This is a genomic window from Pantoea sp. BR_17 (genome assembly GCF_041955125.1).
In the GTDB taxonomy this organism is placed as follows: Bacteria; Pseudomonadota; Gammaproteobacteria; order Enterobacterales; family Enterobacteriaceae; genus Pantoea; species Pantoea stewartii.
Window position 1 is genome coordinate 453,180 of the sequence record NZ_JAVAXT010000001.1, and the last position, 20,608, is coordinate 473,787.

The 20,608-nt window shown below is 55.5% G+C and carries 18 protein-coding genes; 8 read left to right on the forward strand and 10 right to left on the reverse strand.

From position 1 onward, the window contains the following. The first annotated feature begins 129 nt into the window (after positions 1-129). Entirely contained in the window at positions 130-474 is a 345-nt protein-coding gene (gene iraP / locus RAC60_RS02055) for an anti-adapter protein IraP (RefSeq protein WP_033741400.1), read from the forward strand. A 76-nt stretch (positions 475-550) separates the two neighbouring features. On the opposite strand, the gene RAC60_RS02060 is transcribed toward iraP, so the two are convergent. The 3 genes from RAC60_RS02060 to RAC60_RS02070 form a co-directional block, all read right to left on the reverse strand. After that, complete coding sequence (locus tag RAC60_RS02060) at positions 551-2,347, reverse strand: EAL domain-containing protein (protein ID WP_375092496.1); 1,797 nt, start codon at positions 2,345-2,347, stop codon at positions 551-553. 116 nt (positions 2,348-2,463) lie between these two features. Next, positions 2,464-3,786 (reverse strand): PAS domain-containing protein, encoded by a 1,323-nt coding sequence (locus tag RAC60_RS02065; RefSeq protein ID WP_375092497.1) that lies wholly within the window; start codon positions 3,784-3,786, stop codon positions 2,464-2,466. 294 nt (positions 3,787-4,080) lie between these two features. Continuing rightward, positions 4,081-5,190, reverse strand: a complete 1,110-nt coding sequence (locus tag RAC60_RS02070; RefSeq protein WP_058708167.1) for a LacI family DNA-binding transcriptional regulator — start codon at positions 5,188-5,190, stop codon at positions 4,081-4,083. A gap of 194 nt (positions 5,191-5,384) precedes the next feature. On the opposite strand from RAC60_RS02070, the gene RAC60_RS02075 reads away from it, so the two are divergent. The 6 genes from RAC60_RS02075 to RAC60_RS02100 all read left to right on the forward strand — a co-directional run bounded on the left by RAC60_RS02075 (position 5,385) and on the right by RAC60_RS02100 (position 11,458). Then, the gene (locus RAC60_RS02075) at positions 5,385-6,206 is read left to right on the forward strand and encodes an ABC transporter substrate-binding protein (protein WP_058708168.1); all 822 of its coding nucleotides are present in this window, start codon (positions 5,385-5,387) and stop codon (positions 6,204-6,206) included. A gap of 75 nt (positions 6,207-6,281) precedes the next feature. Further along, entirely contained in the window at positions 6,282-7,088 is an 807-nt protein-coding gene (locus RAC60_RS02080) for an amino acid ABC transporter permease (RefSeq protein WP_033741390.1), read from the forward strand. Position 7,089: 1 nt separating this feature from the next. After that, positions 7,090-7,836: an amino acid ABC transporter ATP-binding protein gene (locus tag RAC60_RS02085; RefSeq protein WP_375092498.1), complete on the forward strand. Its 747-nt coding sequence runs from the start codon at positions 7,090-7,092 to the stop codon at positions 7,834-7,836. Continuing rightward, entirely contained in the window at positions 7,836-8,909 is a 1,074-nt protein-coding gene (locus RAC60_RS02090) for a Gfo/Idh/MocA family oxidoreductase (RefSeq protein WP_375092499.1), read from the forward strand. Before RAC60_RS02085 ends, RAC60_RS02090 begins: the two co-directional genes overlap by 1 nt. 28 nt (positions 8,910-8,937) lie before the next feature. After that, positions 8,938-10,059, forward strand: a complete 1,122-nt coding sequence (locus RAC60_RS02095; protein ID WP_375092500.1) for an NAD(P)/FAD-dependent oxidoreductase — start codon at positions 8,938-8,940, stop codon at positions 10,057-10,059. A 367-nt stretch (positions 10,060-10,426) separates the two neighbouring features. Then, a complete protein-coding gene (locus RAC60_RS02100) occupies positions 10,427-11,458 on the forward strand; it encodes an NADP-dependent oxidoreductase (protein ID WP_283786753.1) in 1,032 nt (343 codons plus the stop codon). Between the two features lie 47 nt (positions 11,459-11,505). On the opposite strand, the gene RAC60_RS02105 is transcribed toward RAC60_RS02100, so the two are convergent. The 6 genes from RAC60_RS02105 to RAC60_RS02130 form a co-directional block, all read right to left on the reverse strand. Further along, positions 11,506-12,366: a PfkB family carbohydrate kinase gene (locus tag RAC60_RS02105; protein WP_054633804.1), complete on the reverse strand. Its 861-nt coding sequence runs from the start codon at positions 12,364-12,366 to the stop codon at positions 11,506-11,508. Positions 12,367-12,368: 2 nt separating this feature from the next. Further along, the gene (locus tag RAC60_RS02110; protein WP_054633805.1) at positions 12,369-13,226 is read right to left on the reverse strand and encodes a MurR/RpiR family transcriptional regulator; all 858 of its coding nucleotides are present in this window, start codon (positions 13,224-13,226) and stop codon (positions 12,369-12,371) included. Then, complete coding sequence (locus RAC60_RS02115) at positions 13,226-14,197, reverse strand: ABC transporter permease (RefSeq protein ID WP_054633806.1); 972 nt, start codon at positions 14,195-14,197, stop codon at positions 13,226-13,228. Before RAC60_RS02115 ends, RAC60_RS02110 begins: the two co-directional genes overlap by 1 nt. Before the next feature lie 31 nt (positions 14,198-14,228). Next, positions 14,229-15,728 (reverse strand): sugar ABC transporter ATP-binding protein, encoded by a 1,500-nt coding sequence (locus RAC60_RS02120; RefSeq protein ID WP_054633807.1) that lies wholly within the window; start codon positions 15,726-15,728, stop codon positions 14,229-14,231. A 16-nt stretch (positions 15,729-15,744) separates the two neighbouring features. After that, positions 15,745-16,785, reverse strand: coding sequence for a substrate-binding domain-containing protein (locus tag RAC60_RS02125; protein WP_054633808.1), 1,041 nt, complete (start codon positions 16,783-16,785; stop codon positions 15,745-15,747). 64 nt (positions 16,786-16,849) lie between these two features. Continuing rightward, a complete protein-coding gene (locus RAC60_RS02130) occupies positions 16,850-17,830 on the reverse strand; it encodes a TIM barrel protein (protein ID WP_054633809.1) in 981 nt (326 codons plus the stop codon). A 326-nt stretch (positions 17,831-18,156) separates the two neighbouring features. Here RAC60_RS02130 and RAC60_RS02135 point away from each other — a divergent pair, with 326 nt between their 5' ends. After that, a complete protein-coding gene (locus tag RAC60_RS02135) occupies positions 18,157-19,623 on the forward strand; it encodes a catalase (RefSeq protein ID WP_283786761.1) in 1,467 nt (488 codons plus the stop codon). Positions 19,624-19,673: 50 nt separating this feature from the next. On the opposite strand, the gene RAC60_RS02140 is transcribed toward RAC60_RS02135, so the two are convergent. Continuing rightward, positions 19,674-20,303, reverse strand: a complete 630-nt coding sequence (locus RAC60_RS02140; RefSeq protein ID WP_283786763.1) for a DapH/DapD/GlmU-related protein — start codon at positions 20,301-20,303, stop codon at positions 19,674-19,676. Between the last annotated feature and the right edge of the window lie 305 nt (positions 20,304-20,608).

Here is a 20,608-nt window from a genome sequence, read left to right on the forward strand (position 1 = left end):
CTGGCGGCAGAGTGCCCCATCTTATCCACAGAAGCACAATGGCACTGATTATGGCCAACCGGACAGACCGGTTTTAATTTGAGAGCAACTTGCTGACCGATTCCGTTTGAAAGTTTAAGAGGGACGATAATGAAAAACGTTGTACTTAGCATGCTGGCTAAAATATCGCATATCGACGCAGGGATGAAGCAGTTAACAGCCCGTGTTGAGGCGCAGTCTCTGCTCATCAGCGCACTTGTGCTGGCGGTGAGTAAAGAAGGCGGCGTGACTGAAATGATTGAAAGTGCTAACAAAGCCATTAACACCGTCATCGACTCTGCTGAATGCGATGATCTGCTGAAGTCTGACGCCGCGCTCCTGCTCAGTGAATTTCAGAGCCTGCTCACCATTTCGAGGGCTGTCGATGGCGCGGATGACGAAATTAATCATGAAGGAATGACTAAACTTAAAGGATTATCCCCCTCTGTGGAATAAGCCGGCTTGGTTAAGCGCCAGGCCACACCTTACCGCCCGTCATCCTTTATCCAACGGGCCAGCAACCGGACGTTATTTACGTTGCGTGGCCCAGCTGACCGTATTTAAAGGTGGAGAGCCAGCTTTTTAGTGCCTGCGGAAGCAAGGGATGAGAAATGTAAAAACCCTGTGCCTGCTCGCATCCCCATGAAGCGAGCATATCCAGAGCCTCTGGTATTTCAACGCCTTCAGCCACAACAACATAGTTCAGAGATTTCAGCATACCTATCACGCTCGATGCGATAATGCGGCTTGCTTCATTCGAGGTCAAATCGGCTATCAGCGCCCTGTCAAGCTTGATAACGTCCACCGGCATCCTGCGCAGATAACCAATATTACTGTAACCGGCACCAAAATCGTCCAGCGAAAGACGATATCCTCGTTGTCTTAACTGCGCCATCATTGCCAGGGCGGCAGGGTTTTCCGTGGCCAGCTCCGTTTCAAGACATTCGAACTCCAGCAGAGCGGGTGGCAGTTGGGCCTGCGCCATCTTCGCGTCAAGGTGGTCAATAAAGCCACTTCGTGCAAGGTCGCTGACACTGACGTTAACGGATACCGGCAGACTGATGCCCTCGGATAACCAGACGCGCAGCTGATGGATCACCTCCGTGATCACCCAGTCAGTGATATCGCTCATCAGACTGGTTAACTGCGCTGCGGGCAGAAATTCGGCGGGCGAAAGCTCGCCCCGCTCGGGATGACACCAGCGTATCAGCGCCTCAAACCCCGTCGGTTGTACATCAGATAAGGAAAGCCGGGGCTGATAAACCAGATACAGCCCGCCTGTACCGGTTTTAAGGGCTGCCGACAGATCGTTCATCAACATGAAATCGCCATTGCGCCTGCTGTCACTTACCTCATTAAACGAACGAGCGCCACCATTGATGCTGATGGCTTCGTGGAGTGCGCTGACCGCGCGCCGCAGGGCTTCCTGGGCCGGTAGCGCCGCTGGCGTAAAGCAGACATCGCCCGCGTACAATGTCAGGTCCATAGCAAGACCTTCGGGCGCGAGAGGCCGCGCGTCGCGCATTGCTTCAAGAACAGCATCGGCCGAAAACGGCTCATCTGAGCGGGACAGGAAGGCAAAGCGCCCAGTGGCTACCGTGTAAAAAATTTTTTCAGGCCCCAGCGCCAGCTTGTTTTGCAGCAGACGCCCGCTGTCCCGCAGGAGCGCTTCCATTGGCGGCATACCCAGTGCCCGGGCCAGCTCATAGGCACGGGGCATATCAATGCAGTCGATGACGGTGAGCCTGAGGACGTCGGAATGCCCCGCCTCAGACAGTTGATCCAGATGGCGGATGAGTTGCTGACGGTTAGGCAAGCCTGTTACCGCATCCGTTAATCCCGCGACCTGCCAGGCCTTCAGAAAGACCGTCACCATCGCGGCAAGTAGGCTGAGCAACCTGACCTTTTCAGCCGGAAAGGCGTGTGGCTGACTGTCTGTGACGCATAGCGTCCCCATAACCTTTCCTTGCGCGTTGATCAACGGCACGCCCGCGTAGAAGCGGAGGTAAGGCTCCCCCGTGACAAGCGGATTCGTGGCGAAACGTGCGTCCAGCAAGGTATCTGGCACAATGACCGGAATCGCGCTCTCCACGACGAAGCGGCAGAATGCATCCTTGCGATCAGTCTGACACAGCGTCGTGTTGTACTTTGCGCGAAACGTCTGATGCTGCTCATCAAGAACGGATATAAAGCTGGTCGGTATGCCCAGCAACGTGCTGGTCAGGGCGGCGAAGTGGTTGAGTACTTCATCACGCTCCTGATCGGGCAATCGCAGAATGTCTGCGGAGCGTGGCGAAGACTGCGCTCCGTGACGAATGTTTATCAACATGGCGTATCCTTTCCCTGAAAGGCAAAAGTTAAAAAAGCAAGGCGCTGCACTGAAGGACATCCCTGTGCTCAGAAAGCAGGATAATGCTGAATGATAAAACGGCTAAAGCGGATTCGTTACTCAGTTTCAACCGTATGCGTAAACTCTCTGACCGCCCCTTCCACGCGTTCCGAGTTTTTCTTAATGATGGCGATGACCTCGCCGGCCTCACGCATCAGTATGACGCCCTGCTCCGTATTTTTCTGGTTGAGTTCCATACCTTTCAGCACATCCCGGGCCAGCTGATTATTATTTGATACCACCTGTTCTATTTCTTCTGTGGCCCCGCTGACGCTTGCCGCCAGCGCGCGCACTTCGGCGGCCACAACCGCAAAGCTCCTGCCGGACGCCCCTGCTCTGGCAGCTTCAATCGCGGCGTTAAGGGCAATAAGCCGCGTTTGTGTCGCAAACCGTCTGATGGTCTCTACCATGCCGTCAATGCTTCCTGACTGGCTGTTGAGGCGCGCGATGTCAGCGGAGATCGCGTTCATGTCCTGCGCGATCCGGTCCACAACTTCAATACTACTCTCAATTACATTCGCCCCATTCTGCGCATTACCCAGCGTCTGTACAGCCATTTCCCAGGCCTGTACGGCGGCATCGTGCTCTTTTTGGTTATTCAAAACCTGTTCGGTCACATCCGTGGCAAACTTGACGATTTTATATAACTCGCCATTGCTGTTAAAAACAGGATTATACGTCGCGCGCAGCCAGAGTGGCTTCCCGTGATGATTGAGTCTGGGAAACTGCCCCGAAAAAAATTCGCCCTGATTAAGCCTTTTCCAGAACTGCCGGTACGCGTCGCTTGCAGAAAGCTGTTCTGAACAGAACATCCGATGATGTTGACCCACAACCTGCTCACGTTTGTAACCGGTCGTTTTCAGGAAATTGTCATTAGCATCCAGGACACGACCGTCAGGACTGAACTCAATCACAGCCATTGACCGGTTGATGGCGTTGATCACAGATTCCTGTTCCAGCCCTGCCTCTATGCGTTCTGAGATGTCCGCCGCTATCTTAATGATTTTGCACACCCTGCCACGGCGGTTCCTGACCGGGATATAACTGGCTTCCAGCCAGACAGGACGGTTTCCTTTAGCCAGCCGCAGATGTTTACCACTGCGAACGTCACCGGCGGCAAGGCGCTGCCAGAAATGGCGGTATTCAGGTGAATCCGTCAGGGAAGACGGGCAGAACATGCTGTGATGTTGCCCAATTATTTCGTGCGCCTCGTAGCCCATTGCGGTCAGGAAAAGCGGGCTGGCTTTCTGAATCGTTCCGTCAGGACTGAATTCAATAACCGGCATCGCGCTGTTCAGCGCCCTGAACGGCGCCGATCTACGCCCGCTGCGAAGATCGTTAAGAAAGGAAAACACATTTTTCAATACATTAAAGCGCATAACCACGACCGTAATCTGAGTTGACTAATCTGGTTATCGGCTGTTAAGACCCTGGCATTATGTATTGTTGTGATAGTTTCCGTTGATTATTACCGGATGAAATTAATTCACTAATAAAAAATAAATTTTTTGTATGACCTTCAACAGGATGCGTAAACGACTCCGCTGCAAAAGGCATGCTGCTGCACAAACTGCGTCATGCAGGCAACCTCGGCAGCCTGACTGACCGCTCGGGCCTGCTCGTCTGAGGATAATGACGGGACACGGCAGTAAGACCGCTGTAAGAACAATCCCCTATTTGCTCAGCGCCCAGGCGGCTGGAACCGGCTTTCCTCCTGCCCGCACTGGCCCGACCGATCCCCGCACCACCATCCAGCTGTCGAATGCCGGTAACGCGCCGGCGGGCTGCTGCCGGATATGGCAGATTAACCGGCGCGCGGCTTCGCGGCCCATCTCATAAACCGGCTGGGCCACAACCGTAAGTGCGGGTGTCATCAGTTCGGTCCAGGGAAAATCATCGTACATCACAAACGAAATATCGTCGGGCACACGCAACCCACGTCTGGCCAGTCCGCGTAAAATCCCCATTGCAATCAGGTTGTCGGACGCAATGAGCGCACTGGGCGGTTCGGGAAGCGAGAGAAGTTCCGTCAGAATCTGTTCAATACACTCTTCGTTAAGGGCATTCAGCCGCACCAGCTTCGGGTCAAGTGCCCTACCGGCATCCTGATGGGCGTCGATCATCCCTTTTACCCGCTGTGCCACCGGCGTGGGCCCTAAGCTCATCGCGTGAGTGTAAGACGCGGCTGTGCGCATACTGGAAAGATATGCAATGCGGTGATGTCCGGCGTTAAGCAACAGTTGCGTCGCCTCTTTCGCCACCTTCAGAAAGTCTGCCTGAATGGTTTCCACGTCCAGTCCTTCGACAGAACGATCAAACGTCATCAGGGCGCGCCCTTCTGTCAGCACCTGCCTGAGATGATCGTTATCACATGCCAGCGAACTACAGGGCGCCACGATGATGCCATCGACACGTTTGTCCAGCATCACGCGCACGGCTTCCCGCTCCTCTTCGACGGTTTCGTCACTGTTGCTGAGCAGCAGATGAAACCCCGCCTGGCGCGCCACGTCCGCCATGCCACGCAGCGCGAGGCCAAAATGCGGGTTTTCAATATCCCCCACGATTACGCCAATCGTATTCGAACGTCCGGTATTCATGCTGCGCGCCAGCTCATTGGGCCGGTAACCCAGGGTTTCTGCCGCCTGAGTGACGCGAATCTGCACCTCTTCACTGACGGCGCCGTAACCGCCCAAGGCTCTTGCCGCCTGGGCTTTTGACACGCCCGCCTGACGTGCCACATCGGCCACTGTGGGTCCGCGTACCTGCTGTTTTTTGCTGGTCATAATTATTTTGAATCACAAGTTGATAACATCGTAATTGACGCTACTGAAAGCGTGTGCTTAATATCATTGTATCCACTTGAGACCGGTCTCACAACAACAACCGGTTTCATTTTGATCCACATTGAGACCGGTCTCAATAAGACAGTACTGGCTCAGTGACCTTCGACGTTTCACCTGCAAAATGGAAGAGCTTTATGACATCGCATAAACGTTTAACCAAAATAACCGCCGCCCTGTTCGGCCTCGCGGTAATGCTCTCAACCAGCGTCAGTGCACGGGCAGCCAGTGATAACAATCCGTATGGGTTGATTGAGCCAGGCCATCTGCGCGTAGCCAGTCTGGGCGACGCCAAACCCTATACCTTTACGGACAAAGACGGGAATTTCACCGGCTTTGATGTCGAATTTTTCAAAAATGTCGCCCATCGTATGGGCATTGATAAGGTGGATTTTGTCGGGCAGGATTTTTCCGCCATTCTGCCCGCCGTCGCCAACGGGCAATATGATGCGGGCGTGGCCGCGATCGGAATCACACCGGCCCGTGAAAAAACCGTTGATTTCTCCACGGGCTATCTGGCGGGTTACCTGACGATCCTGACCCGCAGCGATTCGGGCGTGAAAAACGTGGCAACGCTGGCGCACAAGCGACTGGGCGTCATTCAGGGCACGCTGCAGGAAAGCTATGCGCTGGCGAACTTCAAACAGACCGATCTGGTGCGCTTTCCTGATAACAACGCCGCCGTCTCCGCGCTGAACAACGGCACCATTGATGCCATGTTCCTTGATTACGAAGCCGCCAAAGATTATGCCACCCGTTTCAAACTGGTGACGGCAGCCAACATCCCCTCTTTCGACGCCCCGGCAGGCGTGGCGATAGCGAAAAACAAACCGGCTTTTAAAGCGGCACTGGATAAAGCCATCAAAGCGGCGATGCAGGATGGGACATGGAAACAGCTTTATGAGAAGTGGTTTCCGGGCTCGCCTATGCCAGAACAGTATCTGCCTCAGCACAATTAGTCCCCGCGCAACCGGCGTGCGAGTGAATACATTCGGTGACGGGCGTTGTCCGTCACCCGCAACAGAGAATCGGCTATGGATCTGATCACTATTCTTTCCCGTACCTTCTTTGATTTTTCTGCAATGAAGGACGTCCTGCCGCAGCTGCTGGCAACGGGCCTGGTCAACACGTTGATCATCTCGTTGGCCGCCACGCTGCTGGGCACCTTTTTCGGCCTGATTCTGGCGCTGATGGGGATTTCGCCTTCGCGCTGGCTGCGTGTACCGGCCCGGCTGTATACCGATCTGTTTCGCGGCCTGCCCTCTATCCTGACCATTTTGCTGATTGGTCAGGGGCTGGCGCGCTTCAGCTATCAGCTGTTTGGCCCCTCACCTTATCCGCTGGGCATTTTTGCCCTGAGTCTGATTGCCAGCGCCTATATGGGCGAAATCTTTCGCTCAGGGATCCAGAGCATTGAGCAAGGCCAGATGGAAGCCTGCCGGGCGCTGGGCATGAGCTATGGTCGGGCGATGCGGCTGGTGATCATTCCTCAGGGCATCCGCCGCGTCTTGCCTGCCATCGTGAATCAGTTCATCGCGATTATTAAAGACTCTTCGCTGGTTTATCTGCTGGGGCTGATGTCCAGCCAGCGCGAACTGTTCCGGGTTGGCCAGGATGCCGCGGTGCTGAGCGGCAATCTGTCACCGCTGATGCTGGCGGGGCTGTTCTACCTGATGATTACCGTGCCCTTAACCCATGCGGTGAACCATATTGACGTCCGTTACCGCACCGGACGCCGCCGGGCAACGGCGCCGCAGAGCGGACTGAAAGAAATTGATGAGGTGGCGGTAAAACGCGCCGTCACGCCCACGGCCTCCCTGACCAGCGAACGAGGACACTGAGATGGCAACGTCCACTGCATTTCACGGCGCAAGCCTGGAGCTGCGTAATCTGACCCTGGCGTACGGCCCGATTGAGGTGCTGCGCAATGTGTCACTGACCATCGCGCCCGGCACCACCACCTGCATCATCGGCCCTTCCGGATCGGGAAAATCGACCCTGCTGCGCGGTATCAATCGCCTGCATGAACCCAAAAGCGGCGACGTTTTGCTGGCCGGGCGTTCGGTACTGAAGGACAAACCCGATGCGCTGCGGTTGCGCATTGGCATGGTCTTTCAGCACTTCAATCTGTTCCCCGATCACAGTGCGCTGGAAAACGTCGCGCTGGCCCCCTGGAAAGTCAAAGGCCGCTCGAAAACGGAGGCAGAGACAATTGCCCGGCAACGTCTGGCTGAGGTCGGCTTAGCACAGCGCGCCGACCATCGTCCGCGCGATCTCTCCGGCGGGCAGCAACAACGTGTCGCGATCGCCCGGGCGCTGGCGATGGAGCCCAAGGTGATGCTGTTTGACGAGGCCACGTCGGCGCTCGATCCCGAACTGGTGAAAGGCGTGCTGACGCTGATGGCCGAACTCTGTGAGCGCGGCATGACGATGGTGGTGGTCACGCATGAGATGGGATTTGCCCGCCGCGTGGCCGACCAGGTGGTGTTTATGGATGAGGGCGAGATTGTCGAAGCAGGGCCACCCGATCAGTTATTTGAACGTCCACAATCTGCCCGTTTACAACGTTTTTTATCGGAGGTGCTCTGATGGCACAGCATAAGGTGACAGGTCCCATCCGCACGGCGCTGGTGGGATTTGGCATTGCCGGCAAGGTCTTTCATGCCCCACTGATTTCACACGATGCCGCTTACCGTCTTGAGGTGATCGTGACCGGTAATGCGCAACGCGTCGCCGTGGCAAAAACGCATTATCCCCAGGCGCGAATTGTGCCGGACTGGCCGTCACTGCTGCAGTTGATCGACAACGGCGACATCGCGGTGGATCTTATTGTGCTGGCGACGCCGCCCGCTCAGCACCGTGAGCAGGCTGTCCAGGCCAGCCTGCGCGGTATCCATCTGGTGGTGGATAAACCTTTTGCGCCTGACGTCAGCGCGGCGGAAGCGATGATTGACGCCGCCCGAGAGGCTGGCACCCTGTTAACGGTCTTTCACAATCGCCGCTGGGACGGCGATTTTCTGACGCTGCAACGCCTGGTGCAGGACGAGGCATTTGGCACCGTCAGAAGCTTTGAGTCGCGCTTTGAGTGGTGGCGACCTGACGGATTTGGTAACTGGCGCGACAGCGTTTCGCTTGCGCAAGGGGGCGGCCTGCTGCTGGATCTGGGCAGCCACCTGATCGATCAGGCGATACAGCTGTTTGGTCCGGTGCAGGAGGCCAGCGCCGAGCTGGCACGCTATTCCGGCAGTCAGTCCGACAGCGATGAGGATTGCTTCGTTTCTTTACTGCATACCTGTGGCGTGCGTTCGCGGCTGTGGATGAATGGCCAGGCCGCGCTTAATGCTCCCCGCTTCCATCTGCTGGGCAGCCAGCGAGCTTTTACGCACTGGGGCCTGGATAACCAGGAGCCGCAGCTGGCCGCGGGCATGTCCCCGACTGACAGCGCCTACGGCGTAACGCCGCCTGAACGCGCAGCCCGGCTGGGCACCGTGGAGCAAAGTGAGGCGGTGGCGCTGCAGCGCGGCAATTACCCTGAATTTTATCACCGTCTTGCCCGTGCCCTGGTACACGGCGGCCCGCCGCCAGTGGACGCCAGCGAGGCGCTGGGCGTGCTGAAACTTATTGAGCAACTCCATCGGCAAAGTCGCGTACGCCTTGCCTGAATGGGGTATTTTCTGACAGAAGGAATCCATGATGACTGACAACTCTGTGGCCAAAACCGTTGTTGTACTGGGTGGCGGCATTTTAGGCGTTTCCACGGCATGCCAGCTGGCACAGGCTGGCGCGAAAGTGACGCTGGTCACCGAAGCCGAACTCTGCTCTGGCGCATCAGGACGTTCACTTTCCTGGCTTAACTCTGCCGGAGAGCGTTCCGCGCCTTACCATGCGCTGAGAATGGCGGGCATTGACCGCTACCGCACCCTGTTTGCCCGCCATCCCGATCTCAGCTGGCTGCGCTTTGACGGTGCGCTGTTCTGGGCGGCGGATGACGAGGCGGGCACCAAAGCGCGTCATGATTATGAAAACGCCCTTGGCTATGCTTCCCGGCTGGTTAATCCGCGCACGGTGCATGAGGTGGATCCGCAGGTTAACCCCAGCGCGCTGGCCAGCGTCGCTATTGCCAACCCTGGTGAGGGCTGGGTAAGCCTGCCGCATCTGGCCGCAAAACTGGTTGAGGATTTCAAAGCCGCAGGCGGCGAAGTGATTGAACAGTCAGGCAAAGCCAGTGTGCTGACCGCAGGTGGGCGGGCCACAGGCATTCGCAGCGCGAAACGGGGCGACATCATGGCCGATCGGGTGCTTGTCGCCTGTGGTCCCTGGACGCCCGATGTCGTTGCGCCGCTTGGTGTACGCATTCCCAACGGGTCGCCGGTGTCCATGCTGGTTACCACTACCGCACAGGAACGCGATCTTAACGTGGTATTAAATACGCCCCGCGCGGCGATACGTCCCAACCCTGGCCGTACGCTGGCGGTCGATCATGACTGGTATGAAGAGGATATCGTTGCGCATGCTGATGGTCAGTACAGCATCGATCATGCCGTTATTCGCCAGTTAATGGCGGATGCGGGTCACCTGCTTGGCGACGGCGCACCACTGGAAGCAGACAGCTGGAAAATTGGCCTGAAACCCGTGCCGGGGGATGGTGAACCGGTTGTCGGGGAGCTGAAAAAAGTCCCCGGTTGCTTTGTGGCCTTTACCCATTCGGGCGCGACGCTGGCACTGATTCTGGGCGAATTGCTGACGGAGGAGATCCTCAACGATGTCCGGCATCCCATGCTCGCGACCTTCCGGCCGGAACGATTTAACTAAGCCCGCCCCCGCGCCGTCGCCCGACGGCGCGGGAACCGTCTGCGACATGGTTATACGCTGGGGCATCTTCGCCCCCTTTTTCCCCGCCACCTGACGCGACTTTCAGCGTCACCGCCCTTCAGACGCCGTGACGACCGGTATAACGTTGTGCCCCCTGTTCCCCGTGTGACACCGTCACGACGCGCTGGATTCGGAGCAATCTGAACGGGCCACGTGGCGCGCGCTGTGCGTAGCGGTACGCCGGGCGAGTCCTGTTTGCCCTGCCCGTTGACCGCCAGCACGGTTAAGCATGCTTTGTTCTGTCATCTACACTTAGCCATTCATTCCCGGCAACCCTGAGCGGTTTGCCCATGCAAAGGACGACTTTATGACTGAACAATCGACAACAAATCACGCCTGGCTTTTGGCTTCACGCCCCAAGGGTGAACCAACGGAAGACAACTTCCGTTATGTTGCGCAGCCGACACCTGAAATCAAAGATGGCGAGATCTTACTGCGTACGATTTATCTGTCACTCGACCCTTATATGCGCGGACGTATGGATGAAGGGAAATCTTACGCGCCACCGGCAGAGCTGGATAAGCCGATGGTTGGCGGCACGGTTTGTCAGGTCGCCGAATCCAAAAACAGTGAATTTAAAGCGGGTGACTGGGTGCTTTGCCAGAGCGGCTGGCAGGAATATGCCGTGTCTGATGGTAAAGACGTTGCCCGTCTGAATAGCGACCTCCCGCATCCCTCCTGGGCGCTGGGAATTCTCGGCATGCCCGGATTTACGGCCTATATGGGATTAATGGATATCGGTCAGCCGAAAGAAGGCGAAACCCTGGTTGTCGCGGCGGCAACCGGTCCGGTGGGCGCGACCGTGGGCCAGTTAGGAAAAATGAAAGGCTGTCGCGTGGTAGGTGTCGCGGGTGGTGAAGAAAAATGCCGTCATGCGGTGGAAAATCTGGGCTTTGATGCCTGTATCGATCACCACAGCCAGGACTTTGAAGAGCAGCTCAAAAATGCCTGCCCGGATGGCATTGATATCTATTTTGAAAACGTGGGCGGTAAGGTGTTCGATGCGGTCTTCCCGCTGCTGAACCCGGCGGCGCGGGTGCCGGTTTGCGGACTGGTTTCTGCCTACAGCCAAAAAGAGCTGCCGCCAGGCCCTGACCGTACCTCACGCATCATGGCCGGTATTCTGACCCGGCGCATTCGCATGCAGGGCTTTATCATTTTCCAGGATTATGACCACCGCTATCCTGAGTTTTTGAAAGCCATGACGCCGCTGGTGGAAAGCAAGAAAATTCAGTATCGCGAGCACGTGATTGACGGGCTGGAAAATGCGCCTAAGGCATTTATTGATATGCTGAACGGTAAAAACTTCGGTAAGACTGTGGTGAAAGTAGCCTCGTAATCCCACGCATCACGTAATAATGCAACGTCACTGACGTTGCATTTTTTTTAGCGGATGGGCTGCGAAACATGCGTAGCGGCTGCATCATTGGCCTTCGCGACGGCCAGCGCCAGCGCCTCACCGTCTGCCAGCGCCTGACACAATACGCCCATGAAACAGTCACCCGCGCCATGCGTACTGACCAGCGTCACCTTTCGGGCTGGCAACGTTTGCGTATTCCCGGCTTCGCTGAACGCCACACCGTGTTCACCGGCGGTCACCACTACGCACGGAAAGCGAGCAGCCAGTTGGGTTGCCGCCTGCTGTGCCGACGACAGATCGGTGACCACAATGCCACTCATGTCTCGCGCTTCAACCGCATTGACCACCAGCACATCAATGCTGCGTTCAAATTCAGCAGAGAGCGGGCGCGCCGGTGCCGCATTGATGCAGACCGGAATATGCTGCTGCCGTGCTGCCTGCGCCGCCGCCAGATTCACCGCTTCCGGCACCTCATTTTGCAGTACCAGCATCGAAACGCCCTGCCAGAAATCTGCCTGCGCAAACGGCAGGCAGGAAATATGCTGGTTGGCATTGGAGACGACCACTGCGCCGTAATCCCCTTCCGCATCGGTAATCGCCACGCTCATACCAGAGGGCATGTCGTTAAGCACCGCAACGCGTTGTGTTTCTACACCCGCCTGTTGCAGGCGATTCAGTAAGAACCGGCCCTGTTCATCCGCGCCTACGGCCCCGATAAAACACACCGCCGCGCCCGCACTGGCCGCTGCGATTGCCTGGTTGCCGCCTTTGCCACCAAACTTATAGCGGCACGCGGTACCCATGACCGTTTCGCCTTTTTCAGGGCGATGGTGGGCATCCAGCATAATGTCGTAATGAAGACTGCCGGTGACTGCAATTTTGCTCATGCTCAGAATTCCCGCAGATCCTGAACCGCATGCTGGGTTTTCATCAGGTTTTTCTCCGCCCGCTTCAAATCCTTTTTCGCGATAGCCACAAAAAGCGCATCCAGTATATTCAGTTGGGCGATTCGTGACGCGGCGTTTTCCCCTAACAGATGCGATCCCTGAGAAGTTGAATTAAGAACCACATGCGCATGACGCGCAATAGGCGACTCCGCGTAATTAGTAATGACAATCACTCTGGCGCCGTTGCGACCGGCTAATTTCACCGGATCGTTCACGGCACGCGTTGCGCCTGAGTGACTAATGGCAATTACCACATCGTCATCAGATAATACGGCGGCAGACATCAGCATAATATGGGCATCATCATAGGCGCTGGATTTAATCCCTATTTTTAGCATCTTGTGGGATAAATCACGGGCGACCGTTGCCGAACCGCCGACAGCATAAAGATCAATATGACGTGCTTTAAAAATAATATCTGCCGCGCGATTAAATTCGGACACATCTAAAACCGACAGGGTTTCTTCAATAGCCTGAATAGACGTGCGGAAAACTTTTGCCAGTAATTGTTCCGAAGAATCATCAGGCTCAATTTCTGCATGCAAACCGGCCACTTCAGACGCGTTATAATAAATTAAACTGCTCCTGAAATTTCTGAATCCCGTGAAGTTAAGCTTTTTTGTTATCTTCACTATCATCGCTTCCGATACACCGTTCTCCTGCGCAATCTCTTTTAATGAGGTTTGTTCAGTGATGTCGGTTCGGGCCGTGATCGCCTCAACCACGCGCCGTTCTAACGGGGTCAGTTGGGGTAATCGCATACGAATTTGAGCGCCAATGGCTCGCGGATCTTGCTTCATTACTTGCCTCGGGTCGCTCGGTCAATCAACATCGCTATGATAATAATAAGACCGGTAGCGAGCAATTGATAAAACGCCTGAATATTAAGCAGTGTCAATCCATTACGCAGCGCCCCCAGAATAATGACGCCGATCAGGGTGCCAAAAATACTGCCTTTCCCTCCCATCAGTGACGCCCCGCCGATGGCGGCGGCGGCAATCGCATCCAGCTCCCACAGATTGCCAATGGTGGGTTCCGCCGCGCCCAGGCGACCAATCAAAATCAACGAGGCCAGTGACGCCAGCATGCCGGAGATCACGTACACCGTCACCTTGGTGCGCTTCACCGGCACACCCGCTACCCGGGCAGCCTCTTCATTACCGCCAATCGCCAGAATGTATTCGCCCAGCGGCGTCTTATTCATAACGACCCATAAGCACAAAGCAATGACCGCCACCACCACGATGGGCGTGGGCACGCCAAATAGCGTGCTGTTAATCAGGCTACGGAACGACATCGGAATGCCAAAGACCGGATTGCCACCGGTATAAATCAGGGCAACGGCGCGAAACAGCGACAGACCGCCCAGCGTCACAATAAACGGTTGTAGCCCGGCATAAGCAATCAGTGAACCGCTAAACATGCCGCTAATGACCCCGATGCCCAGCGTCGCCATGATTGCCAGGGGGACCGGTACGCCAGAAACCATCAGCGTAGCCCCTAATACGGCGGACAGCGCCGCCGTGGGCCCGACCGATAAGTCAATGCCGCCCGAAATGATTACCAGGGTCATGCCCAGCGCAATTAAGGCATTTATTGACGACTGCTGCATAATATTCAGCAGATTGGGAACGGTTAAAAAGACCGGTGACAAAAATGAGAATGTCACCACAATAATGACCAAACCGATTAAGGTTCCGGCATCGCGCAGGTTGAATTTAAGCAGCGACGAAGAACGCCCTGGCTGCTGCATATTAGTTTGCGTTGTCATGTTTATCGCCTTTATCTTTAAAGGTGTTCGATCAGGCCATTTCTGTTTCTTTAATGGCAAAGCGGGCTATATTCTCTTCGGTAATCGCATCACCGGTTAATGTCTGGGTAATCTTCCCTTCCCGCATGACCAGAACACGATCGCAAATACGAATAATTTCTGTCATCTCTGACGAGACAACAATAATCGCTTTACCTGCCTGTGCCAGGCGCTCAATAAGATTGTAAATTTCGGACTTGGCACCAATATCAATTCCCCGGGTTGGCTCATCAAATAAGAAAACTTTGGTATCAGCTGCTACCCAGCGACCAATAATCACTTTCTGTTGATTACCGCCGCTAAGCGTGCCGATGGTTTTTTCGATATCCAGCGGGCGAAGTTTCAGGTCGCTCATCACATCGTGCGCCACGCGATTTAACCGGAGTTTATTGATTACCCCGGCCAGGGTGAACTGGCGCATAGACGACAGCGCCATATTCATCTTCACGGCGCGCGCTTTGATGATGCCCTCTTTTTTACGATCTTCCGGTACCAGGCCGATGCCTGCCCGGATCGCCGCGCTGATATTGTGGTTGGGGACCAACCGGCCATTGACCTGCACCGTGCCGCTGGTGCGCCTGTCAATACCGGCGATCAGTTTGAGAAGTTCGGTACGTCCTGCACCCACCAGTCCTGCAATGCCCAACACTTCCCCGGCGTTGACGCTAAAATTTGCAGGCGATATGACGTTGCTCCGTCCCAGGTTCTCTACCCGTAATACTTCCTGCGACGTCACGAAGGCATTGTGGTCGAGCTTTTCGATCTTGCGGCCCACCATTTTGGCCACAATGCTCTCTTCAGTTTCATCACAGATATTAACGACCCCGACCTGTTTGCCATCACGCATGATGGTTGCCCGGTCGCACACGCTGAAGATCTCGTTCATCTTATGTGACACGTAGATCAGTGAAACGCCCAGAGACTTCAGGTCGGCAATCAGTTCAGCCAGACGGTCAAACTCTTGCGGTGTCAGGCTGGACGTCGGCTCATCCATGGCGATGATTTTTGCGTCATCCAGTAAGGCACGCGCAATTTCCACCACCTGCTGTTGCGAAACCTTTAGCGCCTTAATCGGCATATCAGGATCGATCGTCGGATCCAGGCGCTTCAGGATTAACGTGGCACGCGCTAACTGTGCCGCTTTATCGACCCACAACCCCTTCGCTTTGGTTAACGGGCGGCCCAGAAACATGTTCTGCGCAACGGAGAGTTCGGGAACATGCTGCAGCTCCTGATGGATCATCGCAATGCCTGCATGACGCGCACTGAGCGGGTTTTTCATGTGTACCGTCTGGCCGTTCACGCTGATTTCACCGCTGTCCGCATCGCGCACGCCGGAAAGAATGTTTAACAGGGTGGATTTTCCCGCACCATTCTCGCCAATCAGGGCATGCACTTCACCCGGCTTCACAAAAAAGTCGACATTTTGTAAAGCTGCAGCGCTGCCGTAGGTTTTGCTGATGCCGCGCATCATTAAGCGATACTGTTCCATACACTCTCCGCCTGGCTTACTGCTGCGCTAACAGCTGACGCAGCTTATCCATGTCTTTGGTAGAAAAGGCATCGGCATTCTCTTTGGTGATGAGCGCCTGCGGTGTTGAGACGACACGTGAAATTTTCTGGCCGTCGATGAGACGCAGCATCACATCCATCGCCACTTCGCCAGTCAGCATCGGGAAGCTGTCTACTGTGCCGGTCAACTCACCGCGCTTGATCGAGGCATAGGCATCTGAAATACCGTCAGTCCCAAATACCGCAACCTGTTTTGCCTTGTCCATTGCGCGCACCGCTTCCACCACGCCAAGGGCCATGGTGTCATTGTTGGCGTAGAAACCAATCAGATCGGGATGCTGTTGCAGAATGGTGCTGGCCGCATTGTAAGCCTGCTCACGGCTCCAGTTCGCTGGCACGCTGGCCACCACATTGAACTTGCCGTTCGCTTTCAGCGTTTCTTTAAAACCACTGGTGCGCTGGCCAGCCGCGTAAACGCCAGGTTGCCCTTCAATGACCGCAACCTTGCCGCCTTGGGGATGGTGCTCAATAAACCACTTCGCCACCCGAACCCCGTTGTCTTTCTGGACGTTGCCAACGTAGTGTTCCGCGTTTGGCATGACGGCATCGTTGACGTTCACGACCGGAATTTTTTTGCTGTTGGCGCTTTCCAGTGCGGGTTCGAGGTTGATATCGGTTTGAGGTGAAACCAACAGGCCGTTAAACCCTTGAGAGATTAGCGTTTCGGCAATCGAGAGTTGTCCCAGCTGGTCGTCTTCATTTGCCGCGGCCTGATAAGCCACGGTGATACCATATTTTTTGGCCGCGTTCTGGTAGCCTTCACCAAGTAAACGCCAGTATTCGTTGGTCAGCGTTTTGGATACGCCGCCAATTTTCAGCGACTTATCGACCTTGGGCATCGCACCGTATTGACTGTCAAGCTGTGACCAGTCAGTACGGTCCGTTTCGGTATCGGATTTGAGGGGTGCCAGATCGGCTGCGTAAACGCTGGAACCGAGCAGCAACGAGGCCAGCACAGCGAGGAGACGTTTTTTCATATTGTTAGCCTTCTAATTATGCATTTGTAAGGTACATCTGGATGGTTTCACACCGACGCGATGACTAACGCGCCAGCATAATGTCGTTGACGATCTGCTGCGACGCCACGGCATCCTGATGACGGATAGCCTCGGCCAGCGCCGCGTTATCATTAAATTGCTCGCACAGTTTCAGGAGGCGTTTCACGGTGGCGATGTTGGTTTCGGCTTCACGCACTGGATCCAGCCCGCTGGCGTCCGGGAACGTGTCGAAGTAATATGCGCCCTGATAGCCATCGCGCTGCATCTGCCACAGGAATTCCAGCGTGGCACGCGGATTCACCGCTCCGACCATTAACCCGTCATCACGTTTACCCCAGCCATCATTCAGATCCAGCCCCAGCAGCCGGGAGCGGCGTGCGACCATGGCGGCAGCCCAGGCCGGAATTTCATTGGCGAACAGGACGTGAGCGAAATCCAGGGTGATCCCCAGGTTCGGGCAGCCCGCTTCTTCCACCGCCAGCAGGCAGGTTGTGACGTTAGGAAAGATGCTGTAGGCGCGGGGTTCGTTAGGTTTGTACTCAATACTCACGTCGACATCCGGGGCATATTCTGCAATTTCGCGCACTGCGCTGACCGCGTCTTCCCAGATTTTTTTGTAATTGACCTGAAAACAGTAATCAAAGCCATCCTGCCCCATCCACAACGTCATCAGTGTTGAGCCGAATTCCCGTCCGGCATCAATGCCGCGCTTGGTGAGCTCGATAGCTTCGCGACGAATGTTGGCATCAGGATGGGTAAAGGCGCCAATCTTGAACTGCGGTGCATCCCAACGCATCTGCATGCCGTTCACTGCCAGTCCCGCGTCCTCAATGGCCTGACGCAGCGTTTTGATATCTGCCGTAAGGTGTTGGGGATAGTTGAGATCCAGGTGGGTCAGGCCATTAACGGTACCCGCACGCGCCACCATTTGCATAACGGAGGGCTTCCCCTGTAACGCTGGCCAGTAGCGATGTGCCCCCGATGCAAACGAGTTAAGACGTGTGGCAAATTTTAAATCAGACATGTGGCGCAATCCTTCATCACAGGGTTGTAATGTACTTTTCTTTTTCACACTTAATTGTGAAGTTATAAGCTAATTTACACCTTGCCGCGCCACACGCAAGCACCAAAACAGACAGGATCGTTGAAATGCGATAACCGTCACGGATAGCTCGTCAGTGGAAAGCCGGGTTCAGAGTGCGAAAAGTCCCAACGGGATGGGCCTGGCGCGATAAAGGTCACGTGTGTGTGAGAGAAAACGGCTATTGGGATGCAATCTGCCGTTGCGCTTCTGCGTTTTACGCTACGCTTATTCCATGCAATACCCGTATAAACATGGAGACTAATTGAATGAGTCACGATGCGCGTAAACCCACCACCACAGATGCAGGCATTCCGGTTGCCAGCGATGAACACTCTTTGTCGGTAGGACCGGACGGCCCACTGGTACTGCACGATCACTATCTGATTGAGCAGATGGCGAATTTTAACCGTGAACGTATTCCTGAACGGCAGCCACATGCAAAAGGGAGCGGCGCCTTTGGCTTTTTTGAGGTGACTGAAGATGTCAGTCGCTACACCAAAGCCAACGTTTTTCAGCCCGGCACGAAAACGGATGTGCTGATGCGCTTCTCAACCGTGGCTGGCGAGCGCGGCAGCCCGGATACCTGGCGCGATCCACGCGGTTTTTCCATAAAGTTTTATACCCGCGAAGGCAATTACGACCTGGTGGGCAACAATACGCCGGTGTTTTTTATTCGCGACCCGATGAAGTTTCAGCATTTTATTCGCTCGCAAAAACGCCGTGCGGACAACAATCTGCGTGACAACGATATGCAGTGGGATTTCTGGACGCTGTCACCGGAATCGTCGCACCAGGTCACGTGGCTGATGGGCGATCGCGGTATTCCCAAAAGCTGGCGTCATATGAACGGCTACTCCAGTCACACCTATATGTGGGTAAACGCACAGGGCGAGAAGTTCTGGGTGAAATACCATTTCCATACCGATCAGGGCATTGAAAACCTGACGCAGCAGGAAGCCGATAAGCTGGCAGGCGAAGACGGCGATTACCATACGCGCGACCTGTTCATGTCCATCAAAAACGGTCACTTCCCGAGCTGGACGCTCTATATGCAGATCATGCCTTTTGCGGAGGCAGACGATTACCGCTACAACCCGTTCGACCTGACCAAGGTCTGGCCACACAGCGATTACCCGTTAATCAAAGTTGGAAAACTTACGCTGAACCGCAATCCTGCCGATAACCATGCGCAGATTGAACAGGCTGCCTTCGAGCCCAACAATCTGGTACCCGGTATTGGCCTGAGCCCGGATAAGATGCTGCTCGGGCGCGTCTTTGCCTATGCGGATGCCCACCGCGCCCGACTGGGGGTGAACTATAAGCAGATTCCGGTCAACGCGCCGCAGTCGCCGGTCAACAGCTACAGCAAAGATGGGGCCATGCGCATGAATCCGGTATCCGACCCGGTTTATGCGCCCAACAGCAAAGGCGGCCCGGTTGCCGATGGTGAACGTTATCCGACCGACTCGGTCTGGTCTGCCAGCGGCGATATGGTACGGGCACCCTATTCACTGCGTCGGGACGACGATGACGTAGGCCAGGCGAATACGTTGATCAATAAGGTGATGGATGACGCCGCGCGTGACCGGCTGGTCAACAACGTCACGGGCCATCTGTTGAACGGCGTGGAAGAGCCGGTGCTGTCGCGGGCTTTTGAATACTGGCGCAATATCGACAAAACCATTGGCGACCGCATCGCCACGGCCGTGCTGGACGCGCGGGCTAAACGCTAAACCGCCCTGTCAGACGGTGGCATCCGCCACCGTTTATTTCCCCGTCGCATTCAGCCATGCTTTGCACAAAACTGCTCAATATCCTCTGACTGAAAATCGGCAAGGTTCGCCATGATCTTTTCCAGCGGCCAGTTCCACCAGGCGATGTGCTGTAAGCGCGTGGCAATCGCCGGATGGAAGCGAACCCGAATCGGTTTGGCGGGCACGCCACCGACCACGGTATAGGCTGCAACGTCTTTCGTCACCACCGCGCCCGCCGCCAGCACCGCCCCGTCGCCCACCGTGACGCCGGGCAGTACGATCACGCCATGACCGATCCAGACGTCATTGCCAATGATCACTCTGTCTTCTCGCCGGGCGGTGAAAAAACCGTGGTCGCGCGTGGCGGTCGCGTCGTAATACTCCGGACAATAGGTAAAGCGGTGTTGTGACGCGCGATTCATCGGGTGATTCGGCGCGCCAATCCGGACCTGATTAGCGATCGCGGTGAAACGGCCAATCTCACTGTCGGCAATGCAACAATGTTCACCTACATAGGAGAAATCGCCCAGGGTGCTGTATTCCAGATAGCTGTGAGCCAGAATTTCACACTGCGCGCCAATCTGCGTTTCACGCATGCGTACGCTGGCATCGATTTCGGTTTGCTGAAGTTTGGCGGGTTTTACCGCGGCAAGTGACATGGAAATGCTCCCGGCTCTGGTCTGAGGTCTGGATAAGTGATGCCCGTAAGGCGCCTGACTGCCGCGCCACTGTAGCCGGATAACATGACAGACAATTGACAACGAAAAAGGCGGAGTGGTTAGCTCCGCCTTGGTCAAAGTTCCGGTTATTTTGCATGACCGGTCAGTTGCAAAAGGGCAACGATGATCTGCAAGATGACCCGGATAATCTCCAGAATCAGCTTAGTCAGTTCCATCACTTTCCTTCTCCTGCTTAGGGAGCGCGCTGTTCAGCAGCCAGGACTCTGACATTACCCGCCGACTGC

Excerpts from the sequence above, each read along its gene's own strand:
- RAC60_RS02115 (WP_054633806.1), bottom strand. The coding sequence starts at position 14,197 with ATGACAACGCAAACTAATATGCAGCAGCCAGGGCGTTCTTCGTCGCTG.
- RAC60_RS02060 (WP_375092496.1), bottom strand. The coding sequence starts at position 2,347 with ATGTTGATAAACATTCGTCACGGAGCGCAGTCTTCGCCACGCTCCGCA.
- RAC60_RS02085 (WP_375092498.1), top strand. The coding sequence starts at position 7,090 with ATGGCAACGTCCACTGCATTTCACGGCGCAAGCCTGGAGCTGCGTAAT.
- RAC60_RS02070 (WP_058708167.1), bottom strand. The coding sequence starts at position 5,190 with ATGACCAGCAAAAAACAGCAGGTACGCGGACCCACAGTGGCCGATGTG.
- RAC60_RS02105 (WP_054633804.1), bottom strand. The coding sequence starts at position 12,366 with ATGAGCAAAATTGCAGTCACCGGCAGTCTTCATTACGACATTATGCTG.
- RAC60_RS02110 (WP_054633805.1), bottom strand. The coding sequence starts at position 13,226 with ATGAAGCAAGATCCGCGAGCCATTGGCGCTCAAATTCGTATGCGATTA.
- RAC60_RS02140 (WP_283786763.1), bottom strand. The coding sequence starts at position 20,303 with ATGTCACTTGCCGCGGTAAAACCCGCCAAACTTCAGCAAACCGAAATC.
- RAC60_RS02065 (WP_375092497.1), bottom strand. The coding sequence starts at position 3,786 with ATGCGCTTTAATGTATTGAAAAATGTGTTTTCCTTTCTTAACGATCTT.
- RAC60_RS02130 (WP_054633809.1), bottom strand. The coding sequence starts at position 17,830 with ATGTCTGATTTAAAATTTGCCACACGTCTTAACTCGTTTGCATCGGGG.
- iraP (WP_033741400.1), top strand. The coding sequence starts at position 130 with ATGAAAAACGTTGTACTTAGCATGCTGGCTAAAATATCGCATATCGAC.
- RAC60_RS02120 (WP_054633807.1), bottom strand. The coding sequence starts at position 15,728 with ATGGAACAGTATCGCTTAATGATGCGCGGCATCAGCAAAACCTACGGC.
- RAC60_RS02075 (WP_058708168.1), top strand. The coding sequence starts at position 5,385 with ATGACATCGCATAAACGTTTAACCAAAATAACCGCCGCCCTGTTCGGC.
- RAC60_RS02135 (WP_283786761.1), top strand. The coding sequence starts at position 18,157 with ATGAGTCACGATGCGCGTAAACCCACCACCACAGATGCAGGCATTCCG.
- RAC60_RS02095 (WP_375092500.1), top strand. The coding sequence starts at position 8,938 with ATGATGACTGACAACTCTGTGGCCAAAACCGTTGTTGTACTGGGTGGC.
- RAC60_RS02080 (WP_033741390.1), top strand. The coding sequence starts at position 6,282 with ATGGATCTGATCACTATTCTTTCCCGTACCTTCTTTGATTTTTCTGCA.
- RAC60_RS02100 (WP_283786753.1), top strand. The coding sequence starts at position 10,427 with ATGACTGAACAATCGACAACAAATCACGCCTGGCTTTTGGCTTCACGC.
- RAC60_RS02125 (WP_054633808.1), bottom strand. The coding sequence starts at position 16,785 with ATGAAAAAACGTCTCCTCGCTGTGCTGGCCTCGTTGCTGCTCGGTTCC.
- RAC60_RS02090 (WP_375092499.1), top strand. The coding sequence starts at position 7,836 with ATGGCACAGCATAAGGTGACAGGTCCCATCCGCACGGCGCTGGTGGGA.